Origin of the sequence: Rhizobacter sp. (assembly GCF_031412495.1) — a bacterium.
Taxonomy (GTDB): domain Bacteria; phylum Pseudomonadota; class Gammaproteobacteria; order Burkholderiales; family Burkholderiaceae_C; genus Schlegelella_A.
In genome coordinates this window covers 1-4,899 of the sequence record NZ_JANODC010000449.1, presented here as the reverse complement: position 1 = coordinate 4,899, position 4,899 = coordinate 1, and the positions used below count along the sequence as shown (strand labels likewise).

Annotated in this window: 5 protein-coding genes; 2 read left to right on the top strand and 3 right to left on the bottom strand. The window is 71.9% G+C overall.

What is annotated here, in order from left to right; all coding sequences use genetic code 11:
- Positions 1–793: AAA family ATPase (locus AC30N0_RS16840; protein ID WP_489519050.1), on the bottom strand; the 793-nt coding region annotated here is incomplete at its 3' end.
- A gap of 39 nt (positions 794–832) precedes the next feature.
- Between AC30N0_RS16840 and AC30N0_RS16835 the strand changes: the two genes are divergently transcribed.
- Both AC30N0_RS16835 and AC30N0_RS16830 read left to right on the top strand, forming a co-directional pair.
- Entirely contained in the window at positions 833–1,768 is a 936-nt protein-coding gene (locus tag AC30N0_RS16835) for a histone deacetylase family protein (protein ID WP_489519049.1), read from the top strand.
- Between the two features lie 16 nt (positions 1,769–1,784).
- On the top strand, positions 1,785–3,095 hold the full coding sequence (locus AC30N0_RS16830) for a mechanosensitive ion channel family protein (protein ID WP_489519048.1): 1,311 nt from the start codon (positions 1,785–1,787) through the stop codon (positions 3,093–3,095).
- 12 nt (positions 3,096–3,107) lie between these two features.
- On the opposite strand, the gene AC30N0_RS16825 is transcribed toward AC30N0_RS16830, so the two are convergent.
- Both AC30N0_RS16825 and AC30N0_RS16820 read right to left on the bottom strand, forming a co-directional pair.
- The gene (locus tag AC30N0_RS16825) at positions 3,108–3,998 is read right to left on the bottom strand and encodes a c-type cytochrome (RefSeq protein WP_489519047.1); all 891 of its coding nucleotides are present in this window, start codon (positions 3,996–3,998) and stop codon (positions 3,108–3,110) included.
- Between the two features lie 33 nt (positions 3,999–4,031).
- Positions 4,032–4,766 carry a hemerythrin domain-containing protein gene (locus tag AC30N0_RS16820; protein WP_489519046.1) on the bottom strand — a complete coding sequence of 245 codons (735 nt, stop codon included), beginning with the start codon at positions 4,764–4,766 and terminating at the stop codon, positions 4,032–4,034.
- Positions 4,767–4,899: the final 133 nt, after the last annotated feature.

The window sequence follows — 4,899 nt, the reverse complement described above, 5'->3', positions numbered from 1 at the left end:
CGCGGCCGCCGAGCAGGGCGCGCGCCCGCGCAGCGCGCAGCACGGCGATGCCGGCCCGCGGCGACAGGCCCTCGGCGAACCAGGTCCCGGAGCGCGTCGCCTGGATCACCGCCTGCAGGTAGTCGAGCAGGGCGTCGGACGCGTGCACCTTCTGCACCGCCGCCTGCGCGGCGAGCAGCTCGGTCGGCGTCATCACGGTGCGCAGCCGGGCGATGGCGGCACGCCGGTCGACGCCGGCGAGGAGCTCGCGCTCGCTCGCCCGGTCCGGGTAGCCGAGCGTGATGCACATGAGGAAGCGGTCGAGCTGCGATTCGGGCAGCGGGTAGGTGCCGAGCTGGTCGGTCGGGTTCTGCGTCGCGATCACGAAGAACGGTGCCGGCAGGGCTCGCGTCTCGCCCTCGACCGTGACCTGGTGCTCTTCCATCGCCTCGAGCAGCGCGCTCTGCGTCTTGGGCCCGGCCCGGTTGATCTCGTCGGCGAGCAGCACCTGCGCGAAAACGGGCCCGGCGTGAAAGACGAACGCTTCCTTGCTGCGTTCGTAGACGCTGACCCCGATCAGGTCCGACGGCATGAGGTCGGCGGTGAACTGGGTGCGCGAGAAACGCAGGCCGAGCGAGACCGCGATCGCGTGCGCCAGGGTCGTCTTGCCGACGCCGGGAACGTCCTCGATGAGGAGGTGGCCACCGGCGAGCATGCAGGCCACGCAGTCCTCGATCTGCGGGCGCTTGCCTACAATGATCGTGCCGATCTGGCTGACGAGTTCGGACAGCTGGGCGGTCAAGGGTCGGCTCATCGAGCGACCTTACTAGAAATCCCCGCCTTCGAAAGAGCGATGACAACGGCCTTCTACAGCCATTCCGACTGCCGTGGCCACGACATGGGCCGCGGTCACCCGGAGTGCCCCGAGCGGCTCGATGCGATCGAGGACTACCTGATCGCCTCCGGCCTCGGCGCCGCGCTCGAGCGTCGCGAGGCGCCCCTGGTCGACCCGGCCGACCTCGCCCTCGCCCACTCGAGCCTCTTCGTCGCCGAGCTGCGCGACGTGCTCGAACAGGTGAGCCGGAGCAGCGAGCGCTGCGCCATCGACCCCGACACCATCGCCGCCCCCGGCACGCTGGCCGCCGCTTCGCGTGCCGCCGGCGCTGCCGTCGCCGCCACCGATGCGGTCATCGACGGCAGCATCGAGAACGCCTTCTGCGCTGTCCGCCCGCCCGGCCACCACGCGACGCGCGACCAGGCCATGGGCTTCTGCTTCTTCAACAGCATCGCCGTCGCGGCGCGCCATGCGCTCGACGTCCGCGGCCTGGCGCGGGTCGCCATCATCGACTTCGACGTCCACCACGGCAACGGCACCGAGGACATCGTCGCCGGCGACGAGCGCATCTTGATGGCGAGCATCTTCCAGCACCCGCTCTATCCGTACAGCGGCGCCGTGCCCAAGGGCACGAACATGGTCAACGTGCCGGTGCCGCCCTATGCGCGCGGGCCGCAGGTCCGCGCTCTGATCGAGGAGAACTGGATGGAGCGGCTCGATGCGTTCCGACCGCAGATGATCTTCATTTCGGCCGGCTTCGACGCCCATCGCGACGACGAGCTCGGCCAGCTCGGGCTCGTCGAGGCCGACTACACCTGGATCACGCAGCAGATCCGGGCCGTCGCCGACAAGCACGCCGGCGGCCGCATCGTCTCGTGCCTCGAGGGCGGCTACAACCTGGGCGCGCTGGCGCGCAGCGTCGCCGCCCACATCCGCGTCCTCCTGGCGCCCTGACGCCACCGATCCGCCGGTGGCCGGTTCCTTCGACCGACGCGAGTTCGAGGAACTCCTCGCCGCGCTGACCCGGCCCGGCGCGGTCGCCGAACTCGGCATCCTCGTCGCCTGCCTTCTCGTCGCCTGGCTCGTCGTTCGCGTGGCACGCGGCCGCCGGAAGCCGGTCGCCTCGGTCTGGTTCGGCGACTACATCGTCGACGGCGTGCTCTTCCCGGTGCTCGCGCTCGCCCTCGCGTTCGGCGCGCGCGTGGCCCTGGCCGGAACGATCCGGCCGGCGGTCTTCCAGGTCGCGATTCCCGTGCTGGTCTCGCTGGTCGTCATCCGCCTCAGCGTGCGCGTGCTGAGCCGCACCTTCCCCGCCGTGAGCTGGGTGCGGACGGTCGAGCGCAGCATCTCGTGGATCGCCTGGATCGCCGTCGTGCTGTGGGTCACCGGCGTCTCGCCGATGGTGCTCGACGAGATGGAGGCCGTCCGCTGGAAGGTCGGCAAGACGCAGGTGAACCTGCGCAACGTGCTCGAAGGCGCGATCACCGCGGCCTTCGTCATGGTCGTGGCCCTGTGGATCTCCGCGGCGTTCGAGCGGCGCCTGCTCTCCGGCGGCGCCGGCCACGACCTGTCGCTGCGCAAGATCGCCGCCAACCTGGTCCGCGCGCTGCTCCTCTTCGTCGGCCTGCTCGTGGCGCTGTCGACGGTCGGCATCGACCTCACCGCGCTCTCCGTCCTCGGCGGCGCCTTCGGTGTCGGCATCGGCTTCGGCCTGCAGAAGATCGCCGCCAACTACGTCAGCGGCTTCGTCATCCTCGCCGAGCGAAGCCTGCGCATCGGCGACATGGTCAAGGTCGACACCTTCGAGGGGCGCATCACCGACATCCGCACGCGCTACACCCTGATCCGCTCGCTCGCCGGCCGCGAGGCCATCGTGCCGAACGAGACGCTGATCACGACCCGGGTCGAGAACCTGTCGCTGGCCGATCCGCGCGTGCTCGTGCAGACCGCGGTGCAGGTGGCCTACGGAACCGACGTGCGGGCCCTGCAGCCGAAGCTCGAGGCCGCGGTTGCGGCGGTGGCGCGGGTGATCGAGGACCCCGCCCCCTTGGTCCAGCTCGAGGCCTTCTCCGCCGACGGCATGGAGCTGCGCATCAACTTCTGGATCCGCGATTCGGAGAACGGCACGGGCAACGTCAAGTCGATGGTCAACCTGGCCGTCCTCGACCTGCTCGGCCAGGAGAAGGTCGAGATCCCGTTCCCGCAGCGCGTCGTGCGCGCCATCGTCTCGACCGAGAAGCCGCCGGCCGCCGAAGGCAGGGCGCCTTCGACCGACGGCTGAGCGCGCACGGCGCTACGAGCCTTCGGGCAGGGCGCGCAGGTGCAGGTAGAGCGCCCGCACGTCGACGTCGCTCATCGCGCCCAGGGCAGCGAAGGGCATCACGGCGCTGACGCTGCTGCCGTCGGGCCGCTTGCCGGTCTTCAGCATCGCCGCGAACGATTCCGGCGTCGGATAGCGCGCCATCGCGTTGCCTTCGCCGGGGCGCAGGCGCGCCGCCGGCGGCCAATCGGGTGGCGTGCCGGGAATCTTGCCGCCGGTCAGCTTCGCGCCATGGCAGCCGATGCAGCCGTTGGCGACGTAGGCGCCGTGCTCCAGGCTCACCGCCTCGGGCACCGGCTGCGCCGGCGGCAGGCGATGGTCGATCTTCTCGGCCGCGTCGCGGATGAGCCCGGCCGCGTAGAGCGCCTTCACCGGCATCGGCAGGCTGATCTCGGCGCCGCCGCCCTTCGCGGGCGGCAGCTGGCGCGTGTACGCGACGAGGGCGGCGACATCCGCGTCCGTGAGGCGGTTCCAGTCCTCGCTCGGCATGATGAGGACCGGCCGGCCGTTCGGCTTGACGCCGTGGCGGATCGTGCGCACCCAGTCCACCGGCGTGTACGACGCCACCGCAGGCGCGCCGACGGCGATGTTGGGAGCACGCACGCGCATGCCCTTGCCGTCGTCGACGACCACGTGGCCGCCGCCGTCGGCGCCGTGGCAGTCGGCGCAGCCGCGCGACGCGAAGAGGTAGCGGCCGCGCTCGACGACCGCGGCGCCCTCCTGGTAGGCGACCGGTGCGACCGCGACCTCGATCGTCCGGTCGAGCTTGCGTTCGCCCAGCCCGGCGGCGACCACGAACGCCGTGCCCGCAGCGGCAACCAGCAGCACCGCGCCGATCGCGGTGCGTCTGATCCATCTCTTCATGGTGGCTCTCTCTCCAGGTGGCGGCTGGTGTCCTCAGGCCGGGAGGTCGGCAGACACGCCGGCCGCCGCCGCGAGCTTCGCCCAGCCGCCAGCATCGAGGTGCGGGCGAACCGTCGCCAGGACGCCGAGCAGCGCCTCGGGCGGCATCTGCACGCGCGCTGCCGCGATCATGCCGGCGCGCTCGGCCGGCGTGCACGCCGGCAGCATCCATCGTGCGGCCTCGAGCTGCTCCTGCGGCGCGATGCTCGCCATCAGGCGGCCGTGCAGGGCCTCGAGCTCGGCGTCGCTGTAGTGCTCCCACAGCAGGACGTTGTGAACCGTCTCCTCGATGTGCATGTGCTGGAAGTTCTCGGCGACGAAGAGGGCGAGGTGGCGGTACACGCGGTGCGCGAGACGGTCCGCGTCGGCCCCGGTCGCCGCGGCGACTGCCGCCGCCCCGCTGCGCAGCTCGGCGATGCTGTCCAGGTGCTCTGCATGCTCTTCGGCGACACGGCTCGAGCCGGCCGGGCAACGCGCCTCGATGGCCGTGTGCACGAACTCGTTCTCGTGCTGCAGGTGCTGGCTGCACATCGTGAGCAGGTCGTCGAGGCAGGCCAGCGCGTCGGCGCGGTCCTGCGCATCGGCGACGTCCATGCGGCCGACGCGGGCCAGGGTGTCGCCCATGGCGCTGCGCAGGGCCTTGTGGATGGGGCCGTAGAGGTCGAGCCGCGGTGCACCGGTGCGGTGGGTGGCGGCGGGCTGGCTCGGGCGGGCGAAGGTCGAGGTCATGCGATGGCTCCGGAAGCGGCGGCGAGATCTGCCGCGGTGCCGCCAGTGTTCCGGCTGCGCCCTGCCGGGACATCGGCCGAAGGAGCCATGGCGGCCGCGGGGGGGGGGCCGGGCCCCGCGCCCCCCCCCCCGC